The 18086-nt window shown below is 62.3% G+C and carries 19 protein-coding genes; 9 read left to right on the top strand and 10 right to left on the bottom strand.

Going from position 1 to position 18086, the window contains the following annotated elements; genetic code table 11:
• The coding region (locus tag RA20_RS25940) for a hypothetical protein (protein ID WP_152618446.1) at window positions 1-232 on the bottom strand (232 nt) is incomplete at its 3' end.
• 155 nt (window positions 233-387) lie between these two features.
• Here RA20_RS25940 and deoC point away from each other — a divergent pair.
• Window positions 388-1377 carry a deoxyribose-phosphate aldolase gene (gene deoC, locus RA20_RS06160; protein ID WP_039125706.1) on the top strand — a complete coding sequence of 330 codons (990 nt, stop codon included), beginning with the start codon at window positions 388-390 and terminating at the stop codon, window positions 1375-1377.
• Window positions 1378-1388: 11 nt separating this feature from the next.
• Window positions 1389-3725: an aldehyde dehydrogenase family protein gene (locus tag RA20_RS06155; protein ID WP_039125705.1), complete on the top strand. Its 2337-nt coding sequence runs from the start codon at window positions 1389-1391 to the stop codon at window positions 3723-3725.
• A 67-nt stretch (window positions 3726-3792) separates the two neighbouring features.
• Here the strand turns inward: RA20_RS06155 and RA20_RS06150 are convergent, their stop codons facing one another.
• Complete coding sequence (locus tag RA20_RS06150; RefSeq protein ID WP_052248854.1) at window positions 3793-4719, bottom strand: permease; 927 nt, start codon at window positions 4717-4719, stop codon at window positions 3793-3795.
• Window positions 4720-4825: 106 nt separating this feature from the next.
• On the opposite strand from RA20_RS06150, the gene RA20_RS06145 reads away from it, so the two are divergent.
• On the top strand, window positions 4826-5131 hold the full coding sequence (locus tag RA20_RS06145; RefSeq protein WP_039125703.1) for an ArsR/SmtB family transcription factor: 306 nt from the start codon (window positions 4826-4828) through the stop codon (window positions 5129-5131).
• Window positions 5132-5211: 80 nt separating this feature from the next.
• On the opposite strand, the gene rpsO is transcribed toward RA20_RS06145, so the two are convergent.
• From rpsO to RA20_RS06130, 3 genes are all read right to left on the bottom strand, one after another.
• Entirely contained in the window at window positions 5212-5481 is a 270-nt protein-coding gene (gene rpsO, locus RA20_RS06140) for a 30S ribosomal protein S15 (RefSeq protein ID WP_008555454.1), read from the bottom strand.
• A 151-nt stretch (window positions 5482-5632) separates the two neighbouring features.
• The gene (locus tag RA20_RS06135; RefSeq protein WP_039125698.1) at window positions 5633-6613 is read right to left on the bottom strand and encodes a calcium-binding protein; all 981 of its coding nucleotides are present in this window, start codon (window positions 6611-6613) and stop codon (window positions 5633-5635) included.
• Between the two features lie 107 nt (window positions 6614-6720).
• On the bottom strand, window positions 6721-7233 hold the full coding sequence (locus tag RA20_RS06130) for a DUF1643 domain-containing protein (protein WP_039125697.1): 513 nt from the start codon (window positions 7231-7233) through the stop codon (window positions 6721-6723).
• Between the two features lie 132 nt (window positions 7234-7365).
• Between RA20_RS06130 and RA20_RS06125 the strand changes: the two genes are divergently transcribed.
• Both RA20_RS06125 and RA20_RS24550 read left to right on the top strand, forming a co-directional pair.
• A complete protein-coding gene (locus tag RA20_RS06125) occupies window positions 7366-8622 on the top strand; it encodes a calcium-binding protein (protein ID WP_039125695.1) in 1257 nt (418 codons plus the stop codon).
• 177 nt (window positions 8623-8799) lie between these two features.
• Entirely contained in the window at window positions 8800-10494 is a 1695-nt protein-coding gene (locus RA20_RS24550; RefSeq protein WP_052248853.1) for a calcium-binding protein, read from the top strand.
• Between the two features lie 36 nt (window positions 10495-10530).
• On the opposite strand, the gene truB is transcribed toward RA20_RS24550, so the two are convergent.
• Window positions 10531-11442: a tRNA pseudouridine(55) synthase TruB gene (truB, locus tag RA20_RS06115; RefSeq protein WP_039125693.1), complete on the bottom strand. Its 912-nt coding sequence runs from the start codon at window positions 11440-11442 to the stop codon at window positions 10531-10533.
• A gap of 153 nt (window positions 11443-11595) precedes the next feature.
• Here truB and RA20_RS06110 point away from each other — a divergent pair, with 153 nt between their 5' ends.
• A complete protein-coding gene (locus RA20_RS06110; protein WP_039125691.1) occupies window positions 11596-12249 on the top strand; it encodes an RluA family pseudouridine synthase in 654 nt (217 codons plus the stop codon).
• 7 nt (window positions 12250-12256) lie between these two features.
• On the opposite strand, the gene RA20_RS06105 is transcribed toward RA20_RS06110, so the two are convergent.
• Window positions 12257-12805, bottom strand: coding sequence for a helix-turn-helix domain-containing protein (locus tag RA20_RS06105; protein ID WP_039125689.1), 549 nt, complete (start codon window positions 12803-12805; stop codon window positions 12257-12259).
• A 112-nt stretch (window positions 12806-12917) separates the two neighbouring features.
• Here RA20_RS06105 and RA20_RS06100 point away from each other — a divergent pair, with 112 nt between their 5' ends.
• Together RA20_RS06100 and RA20_RS06095 are read left to right on the top strand one after the other, a co-directional pair.
• Window positions 12918-13628 (top strand): AzlC family ABC transporter permease, encoded by a 711-nt coding sequence (locus RA20_RS06100; protein ID WP_052248852.1) that lies wholly within the window; start codon window positions 12918-12920, stop codon window positions 13626-13628.
• The gene (locus RA20_RS06095) at window positions 13621-13914 is read left to right on the top strand and encodes an AzlD family protein (RefSeq protein ID WP_039125687.1); all 294 of its coding nucleotides are present in this window, start codon (window positions 13621-13623) and stop codon (window positions 13912-13914) included. The genes RA20_RS06100 and RA20_RS06095 overlap by 8 nt, the downstream gene beginning before the upstream one ends.
• A gap of 190 nt (window positions 13915-14104) precedes the next feature.
• Here the strand turns inward: RA20_RS06095 and RA20_RS06090 are convergent, their stop codons facing one another.
• A complete protein-coding gene (locus tag RA20_RS06090; RefSeq protein ID WP_039125685.1) occupies window positions 14105-15544 on the bottom strand; it encodes an aldehyde dehydrogenase family protein in 1440 nt (479 codons plus the stop codon).
• Between the two features lie 312 nt (window positions 15545-15856).
• On the opposite strand from RA20_RS06090, the gene RA20_RS06085 reads away from it, so the two are divergent.
• Window positions 15857-16507 carry a peroxiredoxin gene (locus tag RA20_RS06085; protein ID WP_039125683.1) on the top strand — a complete coding sequence of 217 codons (651 nt, stop codon included), beginning with the start codon at window positions 15857-15859 and terminating at the stop codon, window positions 16505-16507.
• A gap of 71 nt (window positions 16508-16578) precedes the next feature.
• Here the strand turns inward: RA20_RS06085 and RA20_RS06080 are convergent, their stop codons facing one another.
• Both RA20_RS06080 and RA20_RS06075 read right to left on the bottom strand, forming a co-directional pair.
• A complete protein-coding gene (locus RA20_RS06080; RefSeq protein WP_039125682.1) occupies window positions 16579-17274 on the bottom strand; it encodes a hypothetical protein in 696 nt (231 codons plus the stop codon).
• Window positions 17271-18068 carry a glycosyltransferase family 25 protein gene (locus RA20_RS06075; RefSeq protein WP_039125680.1) on the bottom strand — a complete coding sequence of 266 codons (798 nt, stop codon included), beginning with the start codon at window positions 18066-18068 and terminating at the stop codon, window positions 17271-17273. The genes RA20_RS06080 and RA20_RS06075 overlap by 4 nt, the downstream gene beginning before the upstream one ends.
• Between the last annotated feature and the right edge of the window lie 18 nt (window positions 18069-18086).

The raw sequence follows: 18086 nt of genomic DNA, 5'->3' as shown, positions 1-18086 counted from the left end.
CCAGCTCTTTTACGGCGGAGGCGGGGCGTTCCACCACCTCGCCCGCCGCGATACGGTTGATGGCGCTGTCATCCAGCTGCCGGATGACGGGACGCGCATCTGCTTGTGGCTTTTCGCTGATATGGGGGTCTGCACTGCTCATACCGCTAAATTTAGCATGTATGGGCGATTCTGCCACCGGAATGCGCAGCCGCCCCGCATCAGCGGCGTAAAACAGGAAATGCCCCGTCAAACCCTGGTCCCAGCGATAATCCGCCCGGGTTCTGGCCCGGGCCTCTTAAGTTTTTTGTCCATTTAGTCAAAAAACCTGCCTGCAGGCCCCGGCCCTCGCTTGCCAATATGCCGCACCCGTGCGACTTTCGCACGGAACTCTTCCGAGGAATTCCAATGGATAGCCAAACCGCTGAACGAAGCGCGCAGCTGCCGCAGCTGGCCGAGCCGCGCAATCCCGGCATGGAGCTGGACCTGGACTGGGTCGCTGCTGTGCAGGCCAACACATCGGCCATCGAACGCCGCTGCGCCACCCTGCCGGGCCGCCGCAGCGTCAAGAAGGACCACCAGGCCGCCTGGCTCTTGAAGGCGATCAGCCTGATTGACCTCACCACCCTGTCCGGTGACGACACCCAAGGCCGGGTGCGGCGCCTTTGCGCCAAAGCCCGCCAGCCGGTTAACGCAGGCCTTCTGCGCGAGCTGGGCATGGACGGTCTCACTACAGGTGCGATCTGCGTCTATCACGACATGATCGAAACCGCGGTGGAGGCCCTGAAGGGTACAGGTATTCCGGTCGCTGCCGTCTCCACCGGCTTCCCGGCCGGCCTGTCCCCCTTTCACCTGCGGGTGGCGGAAATCGAGGAAAGCGTCAAAGCGGGGGCCGAGGAGATCGACATCGTGATCTCCCGCCGCCATGTGCTGACCGGCAACTGGCAGGCGCTTTATGACGAGATGAAAGCCTTCCGTCAGGCCTGCAGCGACGCCCATGTGAAAGCGATCCTTGCGACTGGCGAGCTGGGCTCTTTGCGCAATGTCGCGCGCGCCTCGCTGGTTTGCATGATGGCCGGCGCTGATTTCATCAAAACCTCCACCGGCAAGGAAAGCGTCAACGCCACCCTGCCGGTGTCGCTGGTGATGATCCGCGCCATTCGCGACTATTATGACCGCACCGGATACCGTGTCGGCTACAAGCCCGCCGGCGGCATCTCCAAAGCCAAGGACGCGCTGGTGTACCTGTCGCTGATCAAAGACGAGCTGGGCAACCGCTGGCTGCAGCCTGACCTTTTCCGCTTTGGCGCCTCCTCGCTGCTGAACGACATCGAGCGCCAGCTGGAACACCATGTCACCGGGGCATACTCCGCCGGCTACCGCCATTCCATGGGCTGAGGGCTGTACACATGACCATCAAAGAGATTTTCGACACCATGGACTACGGCCCCGCCCCCGAAAGCGCCGCCGACGCGCTGGCCTGGCTGGTCGATCAGGGCAGCCGCTTCGGCCATTTCATCAACGGCGAATTCACTGCCCCGGGCGACGGCTTCGACAGCAAGAACCCCGCCACCGGCGAAGTACTGGCCACCCTGACCCAGGCTACCCAAGCCGACGTCGACAATGCGGTAGAGGCCGCGCGGAAGGCGCAGGGCGCCTGGGCTGTTCTTGGCGGGCCCGGCCGCGCCAAATACCTCTATGCCATTGCCCGGCTGCTGCAGAAGCATTCCCGCCTGTTTGCGGTGCTGGAGACCCTGGACAACGGCAAGCCCATCCGCGAGAGCCGCGATATTGATATCCCCTTGGCGCAGCGGCATTTCTACTATCACGCGGGCATGGCCCAGCTGATGGAGAGCGAGCTGCCGGATGCCGAGGCTCTGGGCGTCTGCGGCCAGATCATCCCCTGGAACTTCCCGCTGCTGATGCTGGCTTGGAAAATCGCGCCGGCCATTGCCATGGGCAACACCGTGGTCCTGAAGCCTGCGGAATACACATCGCTGACGGCGCTGCTGTTTGCGGACATCTGCCGCCAGGCAGGCCTGCCCAAGGGTGTGGTGAACATCGTCACCGGCGACGGCGCCGTGGGCGAGATGATCACCGCAGCGGATGTCGACAAGATCGCCTTCACCGGCTCCACCTCGGTTGGCCGCAGGATCCGCGAAGCCACCGCAGGCAGCGGCAAGGCGCTGACGCTGGAACTGGGCGGCAAGTCCCCCTACATCGTCTTTGACGATGCAGACATTGATTCAGCTATCGAAGGGCTGGTTGATGCGATCTGGTTCAACCAGGGCCAGGTCTGCTGCGCGGGCTCGCGCCTCTTGGTGCAGGAAGGCATTGCAGACCGCTTCCACACCAAGCTCAAGGCCCGCATGGATGGCTTGCGCATCGGCAACCCGCTCGACAAATGCATCGACGTCGGCGCTGTGGTCGATCCGGTGCAGCTGAACACCATCAGCGAAATGGTGGCCGCCAACCAGGCAGGCACCATGCATCAAGCGCAGGTCGAGATGCCCGCAGGCGGCTGTTTCTACCCGCCGACCCTGATCGAAGACCTCACCCCGGCGGATCCGCTGATGCAGGAAGAGATCTTTGGCCCGGTGTTGGTCTCCTGCACCTTCCGCACCCCGTCTGAGGCGGTGGAGCTGGCCAACAACACCCGCTACGGGCTGGCGGCGACACTCTGGACCGAGAACGTCAACCTGGCGCTCGACATGGCACCGAAACTGGTCGCGGGCGTGGTTTGGGTCAACGGTACCAACATGTTCGACGCGGCAGCCGGTTTCGGCGGCGTGCGCGAAAGCGGCTTTGGCCGCGAAGGCGGCTGGGAAGGCCTCGCCGCCTATACCCGCCCCAAAACCAAGTCCAAGCCGCTGACCAAGGTGGAAGCACTCGAGGGCAACGGCGCCCCGGCAGACCCGCTGGACCGCACTGCCAAGATGTATGTCGGCGGCAAGCAATCCCGCCCGGACAGCGGCTACAGCCAGGCCATCTACGGCAAATCCGGTGCGCTCCTGGGCCACGTGGGCCTTGCCAACCGCAAGGATGTGCGCAACGCGGTAGAGGCTGCGGCAGGCGCCAAGGGCTGGTCCAAGACCACCGGCCACCTACGGGCGCAGATCCTGTACTACATCGGTGAGAATCTCTCCGCGCGAGCGGATGAATTCGCTGCCCGCATCGACGCAATGACCGGCAAGAAGAGCGGCGCGGCCGAGGTTGAGGCCTCGATCCAGCGGTTGTTCTCCGCCGCCGCCTGGGCTGACAAATATGACGGCCAGGCGCATGGCGTCCCGATCCGAGGTGTGGCGCTGGCGATGAAGGAAGCCGTGGGCGTGATCGGTGTGCTTTGCGCCGATGAGGCACCGCTGCTGGGCCTTGTTTCCGCAATGGCGCCAGCGATTGCCATGGGCAACCGGGTGGTGCTGGCGGCCTCCGAGCCCTTCCCGCTGGCGGCAACGGATTTCTACCAGGTGCTGGAAACCTCGGACGTGCCCGCAGGAGTGGTCAACATCCTGACCGGCAGCCATGCAGATCTGGCCAAGCCTATGGCCTCCCATCTGAACCTGGACGCGGTCTGGAGCTTCTCCTCCACCGATCTGTCCGCCCAAATCGAAGCGGCCTCAGCCGGAAATCTGAAGCGGACCTGGGTCAACAACGCCACCGCCACCGACTGGATGCAGGATCACAGCAAGCGCTTCCTGCAGGAGGCCACCGAGATCAAGAACATCTGGGTGCCCTACGGCGAGTAACCCGGCTCAAAACGCACAACGGCTGGCCTCCCCTGAGGCCAGCCGTTTTTCTTTGCCTGTGCCGGGATCAGGCCCCCAGCGGCGTCAGCGCATAGATCAGCCCGGCTCCGACCGCCATCGTCAGGATCACCGCCAGGAAGGCCAGGATCATCGGCATCCGGAAAATCGCGCGCAGCAGGATAACCTCGGTCAGGCTGGCCCCGGCACTGCCGATGATCAGCGCCATCACCGCGCCCAGCGACATGCCCTTGGCCGCCAGTGCCGCCGACAGAGGGATCACCGCCTCCGCCCGGATGTAAAGCGGGATGCCGATCACTGCAGCCACCGGAATGGCAAACAGGTTGTCGCTGCCCGCGTATTCGGTGATCAGCCCGGTTGGCATGAAGCCGTAAATGAACGAGCCGATGGCAATGCCGCCCAGCAGGTAGGGCAGCACGCCCTTGAAGTCCTTCCAGACCGATTTCCAGAGCCGCAGCCAGCGGTTCTCAGGCTGAGACGCCGCGCTGCAAGAGCTGCCGCAGCCGCTGGGAACTGGTGCTTCATAGGCCGCAGGCTCCACATGGCGCTCGAACCCCAGCGCCTCCAGAAGCACGCCCGCAGCCACCGAGACCACCATCGCGATCAGGAAATAAACCACCGCCACCTGCAGGCCGAAGGTCACGGTGAACAATCCGATGATCACCGGGTTCAGCAGCGGACTGGAGAACAGGAACACCATCATCGGGCCAAACCCGGCCCGCGCCCTGAGCAGCCCTTTCAGGAAGGGAATCGTCGAGCAGGAGCAAAACGGCGTGATCGCCCCCATCAGCGCGGCAACCACATAGCCACGGCCGTTGCGAGAGCTGAGGACCGCCTGGATGCGGGCCGGTGAGATGTACTCCTGCAGCACCGCCACGCCGTAGCTGATCAGCAGGAACAGCGCCGTCAGTTCCACGGCGAGGAAGAGAAACATGCCGCCTGCTTCCTGCAGGGCAGCGGTGACTTCAGGTGACATCGGTCGAACCTCTGATTCTAAATTACTGGTTTTGTCGAAATATTGATCATCGGAGCACGAGTCAATATATTACCGGTAAATTCGTAATATTAGAACGGAAGCGCTCATGGACGTCGACGAAATTGCCAAGGTTCTCAAGGAGCTGGGCCATCCGCACCGGCTGCGGATTTTCAAGCGGCTGGTGAAGTCAGGCTTTGACGGGCTGCCGGTCGGGGTGCTGCGCGAGGATCTGGATATCCCGCATTCCTCGATGACTCACCATGTTGCCAGCCTGGTGGAGGCCGGGCTGATCAAACAGCAGCGGGAGGGGCGCATCCTGCGCTGCGTGCCGCAATACGGCCGCCTGTGGGACGTGATTGCTTACCTGCAAAGCGAATGCTGCCTGGATGAACGCAGCTCAGCGGCAGGCTGAGAGGCTGCCGGCACGGAGCGTGCCAAAGGAAAACGCCCGCTCCTTTCGGAACGGGCGCAGAAATCCGGGATAAGCGCGGATTAGCGGCGGATGCCCAGGCGCTTGATCAGGTCCTGGTAACGGGCCTCATCCTTGCCTTTGGTGTAGTCCAGCAGCTTGCGGCGCTGAGCAACCATCTTCAGGAGGCCACGGCGGCCGTGGTTGTCCTTCTTGTGGGTTTTGAAGTGCTCAGTCAGGGTGTTGATGCGCGAGGTCAGGATTGCAACCTGGACTTCCGGGGAACCGGTGTCGCCGTCTTTGGTTGCGAATTCTTTCATCAGGCGCGCTTTTTCTTCCGCAGTGATCGACATCGGGGTCTCCTTCATAAGGTTAGAGTGGATGGCGCAGGCCGGGATGTCGTCCAGCACAGGCCCATGGAGAAATCCGCCGTGGAATCACGGCAGATGCGGGCGTATATGATGTTTCCGCTTTAAAGGCAAAGGATATGTGAGCAAGCCTAGCTTACTGGGGAAGCAGACCGGTCTGCGCGGCTGAAGCGGTGTCGATCAGGACAAGGTCCGAAGCGGTCAACTCTTCGGCTCCCGAGAGCCTCAGGGCAGGCTCTCCATCCACCAGGATCAACTGCTCATCTTCTGCCTCCGGATTGGCCTGCACCTCGACCGACGGCTCCTGGCCACCTTCGAAGTCCCAAACCAGCACAAGCTGATCCTCCCCGGCGTTGTAGTCCATCAACTGCACGGCTGCCGCCGTTCCGGTCCAGAAGCCTGCCATGAACTGATCTTCGCCATTGCCGCCCGTCAGGACATCGCCTGCTCCGGCAATCAGCGTGTCGTTGCCATCGCCGCCATTGACGTAGTCCCGTTCCGAGCTGTCACCGGCTCCGGACACTGCGTCATCGCCATAACCGCCAAACAAAGCATCTTCACCGCTTCCGCCGGTGAGACTGTCATCGCCGTCATTGCCGTGCAGTGAATCCCCGCCGTCGCCGCCCTCCAGCCAGTCCTGATCCTGGCCGCCGTGCAGCACATCGGCATCAGCGCCGCCGTAAAGGCTGTCATCGCCGAAATGGCCAAAAAGGCTGTCATCGCCGACGCCGCCTTCCAGCCAGTCCGCCCCGTCCTCGCCATGCAACTCATCCAGGCCGTCACCGCCAGAGAGGTTGTCGTCGCCCGCGTCACCATGAAGAACATCAGCGCCCGGGCCGCCCTCCAGCCAGTCATCGCCGCCATAGCCGCCGATCTGATCATTGCCGCCGCCGCCGTTCAGACTGTCGGCCGCGCCGCTGCCTGCAATAACGTCTGCGTCTTCCGTGCCGGCCACTGTGTCCCCGGCCGGTTCGATATAGCCACCGTCAAGCCCGTCGCCTTGCGGCTCCCCGGTGCCGTTTTGAGCCCCGGACTCCTCTTTTTCCGGCGTCTCGCTCTCAACCAGAACCGCACCGCCAACCGCAACAAGACCCAACACACTTGCAAGCCACAACATAACCCGCTCACACCTCAGCAAACATTCGTACCCGCCGTCAGGATCTCATGTCATAGTTGAAAATGCAAAACAAAAGGGGAACATCGGTTAACAGGCGCCAAAGCCGCCTACTCCGCCTGCCACGGTTCCGGCTGGCGGCTGTAAGCAATGTACAGGGGATGTTTCGGATGGCCCGCCTTGCTGAGCCCCAACTGATAGAGTGGCTTGCCGGTTGCCCGCAGCGCGGCCTCGACCCGCGCGCCTTGGCCGCGGTGCTCGCCATGGGTGCCCCAAGCGCAGATCACCGTATCGGCCCAGTCCATCCCCTCCAGCACCGCCGCCATGTTGTCCGGCCCTTCCGGCGCCTCAAGCCGCCGCATCTCACGCGGGTCGGTCACCCGGCAGGCAAAGATATTGGTGGCCCGGAAACCGCCATAGCCCAGCGCCCGGGCGCGGCGTTCGCAGCGCTCAATGGTGGGGTCGTTCTGCACCTCGGTTGCGGTCGAGGGGTTCAGCATCACGAACATCACCCGCCGCCCGCCAGGCTCCCAGACCCGGGTCAAGCTGTAGCGGTAGGATTCGCAATCCGAGTAAACGGCAGTCGAGGGCGCATCGCCTTTGGTGTGGGTCCGGGTGATCATAGGCCGTCTGTAGCAGGGCTGTTCGCCCTGTCAAATGCTGCTGGCCACAGCAGAGAATATTGCTGGAACCTGAAGGTGCTGATACACCTACCAAGTGTTTAACGCTCATTTATTCTATCCAGGGTATTCGAAATGGAACTGCTACTGCTCCTCGGAATTGGCATTGCTGCAGCCGGAATCGTCCTTTCAGGAGATGATGACGAGGAGCTGGTGACAGTCGTCATCCCCGAACCGCCAGGTCCGGTCTATGGGCAAGAGGGCGAAGATGAGCTGCTGACCGGATCGGACGAGGGCGAAACCATCCTCGGGAATGAAGGCGATGCTGATACTCTCGATGGCGGGGGCGGCAATGACTTTCTTGGCTTTGGCGCCGGCAATTCTGTCACAGGCGGTGACGGCGCAGACCGGTTTGACCTAATCGGCGGCGGCAGCGCAGGCACAGTCATTGAGGACTTTGATCCCGCTGCTGACCGTCTACGTATGGAAGAGACGCATCAGGAAGTGGCGCTGTACCAGACAGAAGACGGCACCGGACTGCGCTTAGTGGAGACGCAGGGCATGACCACAGTCCTGACCCTGAACAACCTCTCCCTGGAAGACGGGCAAACCTTGGACGTTGAATTTTTTGGCGCGCATCTGGATGACGGGCCCTATACCGTGTCCTTTGACGCACCTTCGGATTCCGGGCCCCAGATCATTGATGCTCAGCGCGGCACAGATGGCGATGACAATCTGGCCGGCACAGCAGGACACGACGTGATCTTTGGCGAGGACGGTGCCGACACGCTCACAGGCGGCGAAGGCAATGACTCGCTGTTCAGCGGCAGCGGCTCAGTGCATTACCCGGACTCCTACAACCACTACCCCGGCGATCTGACCCAGGTCGGCGATGACGGCGATCTTCTGGAGGGCGGCGCCGGGGATGACCACTTGTGGATCGGGCCGGGCACCACCGCCACCGGCGGCGCGGGCGCCGACAGCTTCCATGCCTTTGCCAATGTCTATAACGCGGGCACCCCGGCAGCGGAGATCACCGATTTCGATCCGGCGGAAGACCAGTTGATGATCGATTTCCCAATTGTTGCAGGTTTCGGGTCGCTGCCCAGTTTCAGCTTCGAGGATGCCATTGCCGGGCTGAGCGTGACCTATGATGCCGGTCAGGACAGCACAATGATCGCCATGGACGGTATTGCGGTCGCAACGCTGCCCGGAGACCAGTCGGCAATCAGCATCGCCTTTCATGATGACTATTCAACCGATGAAGACCGGTGGCGGGATGCTTCAGGCAATGTGATCAGCGCCGAACAGGGGGCGACTGCCAGCATCCTTCTGACCGCACAGCAGGACCAGTCGGTCCTCGGCACCAACTACGACGCTGTCCCGGCCTGAGCCTGGTAACGGGGCAGGTCCTGGCATATCTGGCCTGCTCCCGTTCCGCCGCAGACAGGCATGCCGCGGCAGCTCCGGCGCAACCTTGAGTTTGTTAAAGATTTATGCACCCATAAGGGGAATTTGAACCATCCGTCAAACAGCGCGGCCATTGCACTTTTAACTCGAGAGATTTCCATGGAACTTCTTCTTCTGCTGTCGATTGCCGCCGCCGGCTCAGCCGCCGTAATGCTGGATGACAGCGACGATCCGGCAACGACGGCGCCAGAGGAGCCCACTGAACCGGAGGAGCCCGTCGAACGGGATGCCCCCCAGGAACTGACCGGTGAGAGCTTCCTTGACGAAACCCTGACCGGCGGCACCGGCAACGACACGCTGACCGGCAACTGGAATGACAATGATGTTCTTCTGGGCGGAGACGGCGATGACCACCTGCTCCTGGACCATAAAAACACCGGGACCGGGGGCGAAGGCGCAGATCTGTTTTCCGTGAACGGGCGGTCTGTTCCCGATGACGATGAAGAACCTATCCGGATCACAGATTTTGACCCGTCCCAGGATCAACTGATTCTGGAAAACTTCGATGTCGAAATGCAGGTGCAGACCCTGCCTGAGGAAGACGGCCTGGGCATCTACACCAGAAGCGGAGAGCTGGTTCTGGCCTTGCCCGGCGTGACAGAGCTGCCGGAAGGTGCGGTGCTGTTTGAGGGAGAGCTGCAGAACCAGTTCACAGGACTGGTGTTTGAAGCTGCCTGGCCCGGCGGCAGCGACATCACGGTGGAAGAACCCCAAGACGGAGCCCCCTACGGCATGGTCATCGCGGATGGCGGAGACAACACAATCTCCGTGTCATCGGATGCCTCGATCATCAGGGGCGGGGCCGGGGATGATGTGATCACTGTTACCGGTGACGGAGAGACTGCACTGCAGGATCCTGAAATTTTCAGGGTTTCCAGTCTTTACGAAGCTCAGGACCACCTGTTCCCCTATCGAACCCAAGTATCGCATCACAACCTGTTTGGCGGTGACGGCAACGACACCATCAGCGTGTCGGCGCCGGACTCCTATGCCTATGTCCGCACATCGGACGATGACGGCGCCGACCTGGTGCAGCTTGACAGTGCCGCAACAGTGCAGGTCGAAGCGGGCAGCGGCGACACTGTCATCGCAACTGAGGGCGTTGATGAACTCCACGCCTATTTCACTGGCGACGGCGGCGTGCTGGTCGGCGGGGCAGCTGATGTCTCAGCCTGGGCTGTTGGCGGCCACACTTTGAATGGCGGCGATGGCGACGATCTGCTGGTGGGCGGCGACGGCGCGCAGCACCTCTCGGGCGGGGCCGGCAGCGACTATCTCCACGGCAACGACAACAGCTACCACACCAATCACAGCGCTTCGGCCGGCATGTACATGAACCGGTTCCAGGACACATTGGATGGCGGGGACGGCGACGACCGGATCCTGGCCTCCAACGGCGATATCGTGACCGGGGGTGCGGGCACCGACACAATCTCAGCCTATGTAGACCCGGAGAGTTCGCTGGGCGGGGCCATCGTTACCGACTTCGAACCAGCCGCGGAAAGCGTGGAAGTGGTTCTTGGCGGCGGCGAGACGCTGCCCGAAGACAGCGTGCCGCATGGCCCCAGCTACGACCTGCAAGGCCGGGTGAGCCTCAGCGAATCCGGCGGCGGCACCAGTGTTCTGGTGGACGGGCAAGAGGTGCTGCGCCTGGCAGGCCAGACCGGCCTGACGGCCGGTTTCCTGCACACGTCAGAAGACGGCAGCGAAACCTGGTTTGATCTGGATGGCAATGAGGTCAGCAAGAACGATCTGCACATCCAGCTGAGCGTCTTTCACAACTACCGCGGCTAAGGTCTGAACCCCAATGCGGCCGCGCGAGCAGCCGGGTCACTCCGGCTGCACGAACACCCGGCTCGGGTGCAGCTCGCCCGATTTATAGATCCCCACGGCCACCGCCTGGCCGTCCAGCGAGGCCCAGGCTTCGTCGCCGTATTCCACATCCGCGGCCATCACCATGCCCGGGTTGCCGTTGCGCAGCCGCACCGCTCCCTGCGGGGTGCATTTCAGCTCGGGCAGATCCGCGAGACCTTGTTCCAGCGGGCGCAGATACTTGTCCAGTTCCGTGGATTTCGCCAGTTCCTCGACCAGCTCCAGCGAGACACCCTCTTCAGCGTCAAACGGGCCGGACCAGATCCGCCGCAGTTCCTTGACATGGCCATGGCAGCCCAATGCCGCGCCCAGGTCGCGGGCGATCGAGCGCACATAACCGCCCTTGCCGCAGGTCATCTCCAGCACCGCGTGGTCCTCATCCGGGCGGTCCAGCAGGATCAGTTCCTCGACCCACAGCGGGCGGGCCTCGATCTGCACATCCTCGCCCTCGCGCGCCAGCTTATAAGCGCGCTGGCCGTCGATCTTTACGGCTGAGAACTTGGGCGGCACCTGCATGATTTCACCCAGGAAAGGCAGCAGCGCGTCCTTGATTTGCTGATCGGTGGGGCGCGCATCGCTTTCGGCGATCACCTCGCCCTCGGCATCGTCCGTGTTGGTCGCCTGCCCCAGCCGCACGGTGAAGGTATAGGCCTTCAGCGCGTCGGTAATGTAAGGCACCGTCTTGGTCGCCTCGCCCAGCGCCACTGCCAGAACACCGGTCGCCTCGGGATCCAAAGTGCCCGCATGACCCGCCTTCTTGGCATCCATCGCCCAGCGCACCTTGTTCACGACCGCGGTCGATGTCAGCCCCGCAGGCTTGTCCACCACCAGCCAGCCGGAAATATCGCGCCCTTTGCGTTTGCGTGCCATGCCTTCACCCCAAAGTCTTATGAGGCGCGCCGGTTACCGGATCGCCCAGGCAGTGTCAATTTAGCAAATGACAGGGCCTTCAGGAAAGCACCGGAAGCAGGAGAAACTGTCCTGTGCTTGCCCCTGCCCGCCCGGGACGCTAGGCAGGCCCCCATGGCCGTTTCAAGCGAATATACCCCGCCGCAGGACCCGCTGGAGATCCTGCACCACGATGCCGAACTTCTGGCGGTGAACAAGCCTGCCGGACTGTTGTCGGTGCCTGGCCGCGGCGCGCATCTGGCCGATTGCCTGATTTCCCGCATCCAGGCGGTCTTCCCAGAAGCGCTGCTGGTGCACCGGCTGGACAGGGATACGTCCGGGGTGATGGTGTTCGGCTTGACCCAGCATGCCCAGCGGCACCTGTCGATGCAGTTCGAGAAGCGCACCGCAAAGAAGGCCTATGTCGCGCGGGTTGCAGGCAAGCTGGAGCCGCGGAGCGGTACCGTTGATTTGCCGCTGATCGTCGATTGGCCCAACCGGCCGAAACAGATGGTCTGCCATGAGACCGGCAAGACCGCGATCACCGACTGGCGGGTAATGAAATACGAAGAAGGTGCAACCCGCGTCCGTCTGACCCCCAAGACCGGGCGTTCGCATCAGCTGCGGGTGCATATGCTGTCGCTGGGCCACCCGATCCTTGGCGACCCGCTTTATGCCACTGGTGCCGCGCTCGAGCATCCGCGGCTGATGCTGCATTCCGAAGAATTGCGGATCAAGCATCCCGATAGCGGCGAATCTCTGAAATTCCGGATGACACCCTCTTTTTAGAGTCTGACTACGGCGCCTCCATCACCATCAGGAACAGCGTGTCCGGCTGCAGCGCCTCATAGCTGTGCGGATGATCGCCCGGGTAACTGTAGTAATCGCCGGCCAGCAGCACCTCCTCTTGCCCCGCCGGCCCGACGCGCATCTGCCCGGCGCAAACCAGCATGTGCTCGACCGTACCGCGCGGATGCGGCTGAGCGCGGCGGACCTCCCCTGGCTGCATCACCACCCGGTAGACATCCCGACGCACGTTGGGCGGGCATCGGGACAACAGCACCGCGCTGAAGTCCGACTGCTCTGATTCCAGAACGTCGCCTTCTCCGGCCCGCACCAGTTTGGTTGCCGGCGCCTCGGTTTCAAACAGCAGGCTCAGAGGTACATCCAAGGCCGCGGCCAACGCCCAAAGCGTCTCTACACTGGGGTTTCCGTTGCCTGCTTCCAGCTGCGACAGGGTCGACTTGGCAATGCCTGCCTCTGCCGCAAGCGCTGAGAGCGACTTCCCTGCACGGCTGCGCTCGCGCTGAATGGCGGCGGCAATCATCTGATGGGGTGCTGACATGTTCTTTTTACCGTACTATTGTTCGGGTTGATGAACGAGCGTATCGTTCGGTAGATTGGCCATTGCGTTCGGTATAGCGGATTCACTAATCCGCCTCCAGAGGAGTTCCCGCATGACAATGCAAGACCTTGCCCCGCCCCCGTCCCGGAATCAGCTGACAGCCGGGCTGCGGGATATTCTGCCACTGGCAGCCGGTGTCGGAGTCTATGGGCTGGCCTTCGGCCTCCTCGCCGCGCAGGCGCAAATGGGCGCGCTGCAGACCGGTGTGATGGGTTCCATCGTCTTTGCAGGCTCTGCGCAGATCATTGCGGTTGAGCGCCTGATCGCCGGGGCCGGAGCAGGTGCAGCAGTTCTCGCAGGGCTGGCGTTGAACCTTCGGCTGCTGCTGATCACCGCGTCGCTGCGCGAAGAGTTCACCGGGCGGCCCTGGTGGCAGGTGCTGCTTGGCCTCCATGTTGCTTCGGACGAGAATTGGGCGCTGATGCACGCAACCCGCGCCCGCGGCGGCCGCGCCGGCTACTGGTACCTGGTGGGCGGCGGGCTGGCGCTGGTTGCTGTTTGGGTGCTGGCCACCATGGCAGGCGCCGGCTTTGCAACCGCTGTGCCGGAGCCGCGCGCCCTTGGCATGGATTTTGCGTTCACCGCTGCTTTCATCGCCATTCTGCGCTCTCTGTGGGGCGGAGGGGCCTCGCTGCTGCCCTGGGCCGGCGCCGTGGCCACAGTATTGCTGACCGGCCTGCTGACCCCGCTGGACCCCACCTGGACACTGATCCTGGGCGGCCTCGCCGGGGCCGCCCTTGCCGGAGTGCTGGGCAATGACTGAGACCTGGACCCTGATCCTGGGCCTGGCGGCGGCGACTTTTACAGTCCGCCTCTCCGGCTACCTCCTAGGCCGCCGGCTGCCCGAACACGGCCCCTGGGCCCGCGGCCTGCGTGCTTTGCCCGGCTGCCTGATCCTGTCGCTGGTCACCTACTTGCTGATGCAAGGCGGTCCGCAGGAATGGGCGGCAGGCGCCCTATCCCTAGCCGTAGCCCTGGCGACCCGCAGCCTGCCGCTGACCATGGGCACAGGAATCGCCGCAATTTGCTTGATTAGAGCCTATTTCTAACGCTGGCCGTTCAAGCCCGCGCCATTGGCCCTGCGCCCGTGCGCAGCACGGGCCACGCCCAAGCCGGCAAGATTTCCGGCGCAGCCGGGCGGCTTGCAGGCGCGGGAGCACCACCGGGGCTGGCATCCAGCGGCACAACAAAGAAAGCCGCCCCAAAGAGGCGGCTTCCTCAATTACTCTGCCGGAAAACTTACTCGGCTGCCCAGCCGCCGACAGCTTTCACTTCCAGGAAATCCTCGATCCCCCATTTGCCGCCTTCGCGGCCCTTGCCGGACTGTTTCATGCCGCCGAAGGGAGAGCCTGCCGAACGCGATTTCCCGTTCATCTCCACCATGCCGGACCGCAGCGCGCGGGCCATGCGGTTGGCGCGGGCACCGTCCTGGGTCTGCACATAATTGGTGAGGCCATAGGGAGTGTCGTTGGAAATCTCGATCGCTTCCTCTTCGCTTTCAAACGGGATGATCGACAGCACCGGGCCAAAGATCTCCTCGCGGGCGATGGTCATCTGGTTGTTCACATCGGCAAAGACCGTAGGCTTCACGTAGTATCCCTTGTTCAGCCCATCCGGACGGCCGGTGCCGCCGGCCACCAGCTTGGCGCCCTCGTCGATGCCCTGCTGGATCAGATCCTGGATCTTGTTCCACTGCAGCTCATTGACAACCGGGCCGATATGACGGCCTTCCTGATCTGCCGGGCCGACCTCGACCTTGGCCGCCACTTCCGCGGCTTCCGTAACCACGCGGTCGTAGATGCTGTTCTGCACCAGCATCCGGCTCGGCGCGTTGCAACTCTGGCCAGTGTTCTGCATCATGTGCAGCACGCCTCGTTTCACGGCCTTCTCATCGGCGTCCTCAAAGATCACATTGGCACCCTTGCCGCCCAACTCCAGGTCGACCTTCTTCAGGGTCGGTGCTGCCGCCTGAGTGATCGCGATGCCTGCACGGGTGGAACCGGTGAAGGAGATCATGTCCACGTCCGGGTGGGTGGTCAGCTGCGAGCCGACGCCCGGGCCGTCACCGTTCACCAGGTTGAAAACACCAGCCGGGAAGCCGGCCTCGTCCATCAGCTCAGCAAAGATCATCGCGTTGAGCGGGCTCTGCTCGGACGGCTTCAGCACCATGGTGCAGCCGGCAACAGCCGCCGCGCCGACTTTCAGCGTCACCTGGTTCATCGGCCAGTTCCACGGCGTGATCAGGGCGCAGACACCGACCGCCTCATGGATGATGCGGTCGTTCGGGCTGCGGTCGTTCAGCGGCGCATCAAAGGGGAACTCCTTGGCTGCGGTGATGAAGTTGCGCAGATGCCAGCTGCCGGCACCAACCTGCGAGACGCGCGACATATCGATCGGCGCCCCCATCTCAAGCGACATCGCCTGGGCCAGGTCTTCAGCGCGGGCCTCATAGATTTCAATGAGCTTTTCCACCAGTGCGATGCGCTCTTCCACCGGCGTGGCCATCCAGCCGGGCAGTGCTGCCTTGGCGGCTGCAACGGCAGCATTGGTGTCGGCTTCCGCACCCAGCGAGATCACTGCGCAGGGATCTTCCGTCGATGGGTTGATTACCTCGAAGTCGTTGGCAGCAGAGGGGGCGACCCACTGGCCATTGATGTAAAAGTCGCGTTTCTCGATCATCTGGGAACTCCCATTTCAGATGTTCTGTCCCGGCCGTCCCGCCGGTTTGGCGGCCACTCTGTCACCAGGCCGGAAAGGGGGCAAGAGGCTTTGGCTCCATAATTTGATCAAATTATGGGCGGCACTGTCAACGCCCCTGTTTCCGTACCCGCAAGCAATTGCCGGACAAGGAAATTGCAGAAACCGGGTGGCATCCCGGCGCGGGGGCTGTAACGTGGCAGCAGAACACCTAGGTAGCATTCGAGGCGACTCGAAATCCGCCAAAAGAAGAAAACAACCCGACACAACAACCTGACTTAGGAGGACAATGCCATGGGTTTGCGCATTAACGACGTGGTTCCCGATTTCACCGCTGAAACCGATCAGGGCAGCATCAGCTTCCACGACTGGATCGGCGACAGCTGGGCGATTCTGTTTTCCCACCCCAAGGATTTCACCCCGGTCTGCACCACCGAGTTTTCGGCCGTTGCTCAGCTGAATGACGAATGGGCCAAGCGCAACACCAAGGTGATCGGCGTTTCCGTTGATGGCGTCGAAGAGCACAAGGGCTGGAAGAAAGACATCGAAAGCTACGGCAATGCTGCCGCGGGTTTCCCGATCATCGCCGACGGCGGACTGGAAGTTTCCAAACTCTATGACATGCTGCCTGCCGACGCTTACCTGCCCGACGGCCGCACCCCTGCAGACAGCGCCACCGTGCGTTCCGTCTTCATCATCGGCCCCGACAAGCAGCTGAAACTGTCGATGACCTATCCGATGACCGTGGGCCGCAATTTTGCAGAGATCCTGCGGGCGCTGGACGGGCTGCAGATGAGCGCCAAGGGTGTTGCCACCCCCGCCAACTGGGTGCCGGGCGAGGACGTGATCATCCCGCCTACCGTATCGAACGAAGACGCCAAGGCAAAGTTCGGCGAGTTCGAGACCATCTTCCCCTACCTGCGCAAAGTGAAAGCGCCGGAGTAACCGGCGCTCTTTGATGCGGCAACCATGCGGATCCGCCCCGCTCCGGCAGTTTTGCCGCCGGAGCGGACCAACTACCTGAACAGGCCCAGAAACTTCTTTTTGGGGGGCGGCGGGGCCTGCTCCATGATCTCGAGGTACCGCTGCCAATTGTGTTGCCCTGAGATAACCCCCTCTGCAACTGCGTAGAACAGTTCCTGGGTCTGGGTGCGCCGGGCCTCGAACAGGTGAAAAAAATCATTTTCGCCATAAAAGGACCCAATGCCATACACACCGTAACCGGCCAGCGGCCAGCGGGGCAGAATGGCGAACTTCGGATAGGTCAAAGCCACTTCTACGCCCGCCTCTTCCGCTCTGTCTGTGAGGATTTGCGCCACATCACCGGTCTTGGTGCGGCACATGGACGGTGAGCCAAGCGCGGAATACACCTCTCTCTTCACCGCCAGGAACATGGGCGCAGCGTAGATCCGGGTCGGATCCTTGTGGTTGGCGACCTGGGCCAGCCCTGCCACAGCGCCCGTTTCCGCTTGCGCCACCAGCCTGTCAAAACCAGCCCGGCTGAGAGGGAAAGCATCAATGTCGGCAATAACTGCAAGATCGCCCAGGCTGTCGTCGCGCATTACGGTATTGATCCAGTCGCAGTGCTGCGCCTTATCATCTTTCCACTGCTTGAGCGGAATACCGAGATGATCAAAGACCTGCGCCTGCGCCTCCACCATGCGGCTGGGAATATTCGATTGGTAAAACGTGTGTACGGTGGGGACTGTCATCTGTTTGTCTTTCCTTTCAGTCCAAATTTTCGGCGCGATTTATGCCCCAGCGCTCTGAACTTATCGCCCCACATCCGTTTCGCTTTCAGCCAGCCGTAGTTTTTGCTGCGCCCTTCCGTCCCGCGCCGCTTGGCGGTGTGGGACTTGTCGATATCGCTGTCTGCGCCAGTCGTTCTGAAAAGCGGCGGGCGCGTGGTCAGCCCCATGTCATTCGCAGTGAGCCACCTGCGCAGGAAATTGTCGTATGGGCAATTCAGCGGCAGCGCAATTTCGAGGAATGCGCAAGCGCCTTCGCGGGTCCATAACAAGGCGGTGGCCAGCATCGGGAAGTAATGGCCGCGATACAGCACAACTTCCGAGCCGTTTGCCCGGAGTGTTGTGACAGGTGACAAAATCTTGGAACGCTCCGCCCCGAGATTGGCCACGTACCAATCTGGTGTCCCGCGCTCGTTCTGCCATTCTATCAGGGCACGGGTAAGCTCCATGGCCTGCGGGGCGGGGCTAACGTCGTCTTCAAAAATCAGGCCATAAGGCTTGCCGGACTCGACAAACGCTTGCAGCGCCCGGATGTGGCTGAAACAACAGCCGACTTCGCCACCATTCATGTCGCGCCCAAAATAGGCACGCATAGCCGCAGCGTCGTACTCAGGCACATCAAGCGGATTGGTTTTCCGCCCGTCATAGCCGGAAACCCGGGTAAAGCTTGTGCCTTGCGCAGCCATGGCGTCGGTCGCCGCGGCAAGCCTGTCGGGGGAAGCGTCGAGGTTGATCAGGAAAATCGAAAGGTCAGTCATTCTGATCCGCCTGTAAAG

The sequence above is a fragment of the Leisingera sp. ANG-Vp genome (assembly GCF_000813725.1).
Classification (GTDB): domain Bacteria; phylum Pseudomonadota; class Alphaproteobacteria; order Rhodobacterales; family Rhodobacteraceae; genus Leisingera.
The sequence above is the reverse complement of the archived record's forward strand: the minus strand, read 5'-3'. Positions and strand labels throughout refer to the sequence as shown.

Coding starts and splice junctions, on each gene's coding strand:
- deoC (WP_039125706.1), top strand. CDS start 388: ATGGATAGCCAAACCGCTGAACGAAGCGCGCAGCTGCCGCAGCTGGCC.
- RA20_RS06155 (WP_039125705.1), top strand. CDS start 1,389: ATGACCATCAAAGAGATTTTCGACACCATGGACTACGGCCCCGCCCCC.
- RA20_RS06150 (WP_052248854.1), bottom strand. CDS start 4,719: ATGTCACCTGAAGTCACCGCTGCCCTGCAGGAAGCAGGCGGCATGTTT.
- RA20_RS06145 (WP_039125703.1), top strand. CDS start 4,826: ATGGACGTCGACGAAATTGCCAAGGTTCTCAAGGAGCTGGGCCATCCG.
- rpsO (WP_008555454.1), bottom strand. CDS start 5,481: ATGTCGATCACTGCGGAAGAAAAAGCGCGCCTGATGAAAGAATTCGCA.
- RA20_RS06135 (WP_039125698.1), bottom strand. CDS start 6,613: ATGTTGTGGCTTGCAAGTGTGTTGGGTCTTGTTGCGGTTGGCGGTGCG.
- RA20_RS06130 (WP_039125697.1), bottom strand. CDS start 7,233: ATGATCACCCGGACCCACACCAAAGGCGATGCGCCCTCGACTGCCGTT.
- RA20_RS06125 (WP_039125695.1), top strand. CDS start 7,366: ATGGAACTGCTACTGCTCCTCGGAATTGGCATTGCTGCAGCCGGAATC.
- RA20_RS24550 (WP_052248853.1), top strand. CDS start 8,800: ATGGAACTTCTTCTTCTGCTGTCGATTGCCGCCGCCGGCTCAGCCGCC.
- truB (WP_039125693.1), bottom strand. CDS start 11,442: ATGGCACGCAAACGCAAAGGGCGCGATATTTCCGGCTGGCTGGTGGTG.
- RA20_RS06110 (WP_039125691.1), top strand. CDS start 11,596: ATGGCCGTTTCAAGCGAATATACCCCGCCGCAGGACCCGCTGGAGATC.
- RA20_RS06105 (WP_039125689.1), bottom strand. CDS start 12,805: ATGTCAGCACCCCATCAGATGATTGCCGCCGCCATTCAGCGCGAGCGC.
- RA20_RS06100 (WP_052248852.1), top strand. CDS start 12,918: ATGACAATGCAAGACCTTGCCCCGCCCCCGTCCCGGAATCAGCTGACA.
- RA20_RS06095 (WP_039125687.1), top strand. CDS start 13,621: ATGACTGAGACCTGGACCCTGATCCTGGGCCTGGCGGCGGCGACTTTT.
- RA20_RS06090 (WP_039125685.1), bottom strand. CDS start 15,544: ATGATCGAGAAACGCGACTTTTACATCAATGGCCAGTGGGTCGCCCCC.
- RA20_RS06085 (WP_039125683.1), top strand. CDS start 15,857: ATGGGTTTGCGCATTAACGACGTGGTTCCCGATTTCACCGCTGAAACC.
- RA20_RS06080 (WP_039125682.1), bottom strand. CDS start 17,274: ATGACAGTCCCCACCGTACACACGTTTTACCAATCGAATATTCCCAGC.
- RA20_RS06075 (WP_039125680.1), bottom strand. CDS start 18,068: ATGACTGACCTTTCGATTTTCCTGATCAACCTCGACGCTTCCCCCGAC.